This is a genomic window from Dyella sp. 01N36, assembly GCF_056399745.1.
In genome coordinates, this window is sequence record NZ_JBFTRY010000331.1 from 1 (window position 1) to 2,604 (window position 2,604).

Below are 2,604 nucleotides of genomic sequence, written 5' to 3' on the forward strand. Positions count from 1 at the left end.
CCTACAAGGGTTTCGCGCGCTGTGGCGCCCATTCAATCTTGCGATCGCTCTTTGTGGGAGCGCGCGTCGTGGGGCGCTGATAAAAAATTAGAGGCCGCTGCATTTTTGTAGGAGCGCACTTGTGCGCGACAAGCCTACGAAGCGATACACCGCAGCTCCGCGGTCGCGCACAAGTGCGCTCCTACAAGGGTTTCGCACGCTGTGGCGCCCATTCAATCTTGCGATTGCTCTTTGTGGGAGCGCGCGTCGTGGGGCGCTGATAAAAGATTAGAGGCCGCTGCATTTTTGTAGGAGCGCACTTGTGCGCGACAAGCCTACGAAGCGATACACCGCAGCGCYGCGGTCGCGCACAAGTGCGCTCCTACAAGGGTTTCGCGCGCTGTGGCGCCCATTCAATCTTGCGATCGCTCTTTGTGGGAGCGCGCGTCGTGGGGCGCTGATAAAAGATTGGGAGCCGCTGCATTTTTGTAGGAGCGCACTTGTGCGCGACAAGCCTACGAAGCGGTACACCGCAGCTCCGCGGTCGCGCACAAGTGCGCTCCTACAAGGGTTTCGTGCGCTGTGGTGCCCATTCAATCTTGCGATCGCTCTTTGTGGGAGCGCACCCTGTGCGCGACAAACCTACGGAGCGGTACACCGCGGCGTGGCTGTCGCGCACAGGGTGCGCTCCCACAGACATGTCCCATAAGGACGCGCCTCGAGCGTTCGGGCTTATCTCAACACGATGCTGCGGGCGTTATCAGGCCATTTTCTTTGGGTTACTTTCGACGCGAAGCTAGTCCCGAGGGCTCTCTTGGGCCAGCAAAAGAAAAGTGACTCGAGCGGCGGCAGCCGATCGAAACGCCCGCCGCGCAGGCGGCACCCTGGCGTCAACGCAACAACTAAGCACCGGGGCTCTGGATGACCAGCCATGCGGCGCTTGAAAAGCCCTTCCGGCCTGCGCCGGGATGACAAGCCAAGGTCCGGCCTCCGCCGGGATGTCGCGCAAAAAAAAAACGACCTCGCCCACCGAGACGCCAAGCAGAAACCAAATCTGCGCCCAGCATCAAGATCAACACCAGCCGCACAACGATGCCAAACAAGAAAGGGCCGCCACGCGGCCCCCTCAAGCCCCACCTTACTTCGCCGCCTTCCCCTTCGGCGTCACCGTCAACGCCAACGCCTCGACATAAGTGACGACCATCATGTCGCCTACTTTCAGCTTGTTCAGTTGCGCCTGGCGCTCCGGATCCTTCACCTCGATCGTGCGGCTCTTGCCGTCCGGACCGGCCACGGTGATGGTGTGGTGCTTGAGGTCTACCGCGGTCAGCCTGCTCGTCACCGTGACGCTCTGACTTGCCTTGGCGCCCGGCTCGCTGCCCTTGGGTGCAGAAGACTGGCCTGCCGAATAGTCCACGCCTGGCTGGGCGCTGTCTGCGGACATCACCTGCAAAGCTACCGCGGCCTGATAGTGCGCTGTCACCTGATCGCCGGCCTTGAGCTTGTCGAGGTTCTGCACATCGGGGCCAGCCTGCACTGTGACTTCCTTGCCCTTGGGACCCTTCAAGGTGACCAGCCGCTTTTCCTGATCGACGGATACGACGGTTGCCGTGATCGTCTTGTCCTCGCGACCCAGCTCGTGCACCGTTGAATTGACCGCAGACTCGGAGGCAGCCTGTTGTGCCGTCGCAAACATGGGCGCGGACATCGCCATCGCCGCGGCCAGCACACATGCCGTGGAATGCTGGAATGTCTTCATGAGCTTGTCTCCTTTGGGTGTCGATCGCCGTTTGGCGGTTGGTGCGTTGGAAGGCGGACGCCAGGCGCCGGCCAGTTTCCTGGAGGGCCCGCGTGACGGTGTTTCACGTCGGCGTGATGGGCGTCCCCTCGCCCGATCATGTTCGGTCAGGACGTCGCGGCCCACGAGCGTAAAACCACCCAAGAGTGCTAGGTACTTTTACGGCTCGTGCGAACCCCATGGGGCGTGACAGGGCCGCCGGTGGGGAGCAAGCTTGCCGGCATGCATCGCGGCGAGTCACGCGATCTGGCCATCCATACTTGCGGAGTCATCGCTCATGTCCGTTGCCGAACCGCTCGACACCGTCCTTATCACCGGCGCCTCCACCGRCATTGGCGCCACGTATGCCGACCGTTTCGCCCAGCGCGGCCACCCGCTGGTGCTGGTGGCGCGCCGGGTGGAGCGTCTGGAAGCACTCGCAACGCGACTTTCCCGTGAATATCACGTGAAAGTGGACGTTTTGGCGGCCGACCTGACCTCGCAATCCGAACTCGCCAAGGTCGAACAGCGCCTGCGCGATGATGCGGCCATCGGCATCCTGGTGAACAACGCAGGCCGCAGCGGCGGATCGGTACTCGCGCAGACCTCGCCCGACGACGTGCAGGCCATGATCGCGCTCAACATCACGGCGCCCTCGCGGCTGGTCGCTGCCCTGCTCCCGCGACTGGTCACGCGCGGCCAGGGCAGCATCATCAATATCGCGTCGGCTCTGGCCATTGCGCCCGAGCTCTTCGGCGGCGCCTATGCGGCGAGCAAGAGCTATGTGCTGACTTACACCCTCGCGCTGCACAAGGAGGTGGCCGAGCGCGGCATCCGCGTGCAGTGCG

Annotated in this window: 2 protein-coding genes; one reads left to right on the forward strand and one right to left on the reverse strand. The window is 63.0% G+C overall.

The features are described from left to right. Positions 1–1,117 precede the first annotated feature (1,117 nt). Positions 1,118–1,738: a hypothetical protein gene (locus AC1DMG_RS21760; RefSeq protein ID WP_441605283.1), complete on the reverse strand. Its 621-nt coding sequence runs from the start codon at positions 1,736–1,738 to the stop codon at positions 1,118–1,120. Between the two features lie 316 nt (positions 1,739–2,054). Here AC1DMG_RS21760 and AC1DMG_RS21765 point away from each other — a divergent pair. Continuing rightward, positions 2,055–2,604 (forward strand): SDR family NAD(P)-dependent oxidoreductase (locus AC1DMG_RS21765; protein ID WP_477181115.1); only part of this gene is annotated, 550 nt, incomplete at its 3' end.

What these genes read in the sequence shown, in the direction of transcription:
- AC1DMG_RS21760 (WP_441605283.1), bottom strand. Translation starts at nt 1,738, where the DNA reads ATGAAGACATTCCAGCATTCCACGGCATGTGTGCTGGCCGCGGCGATG.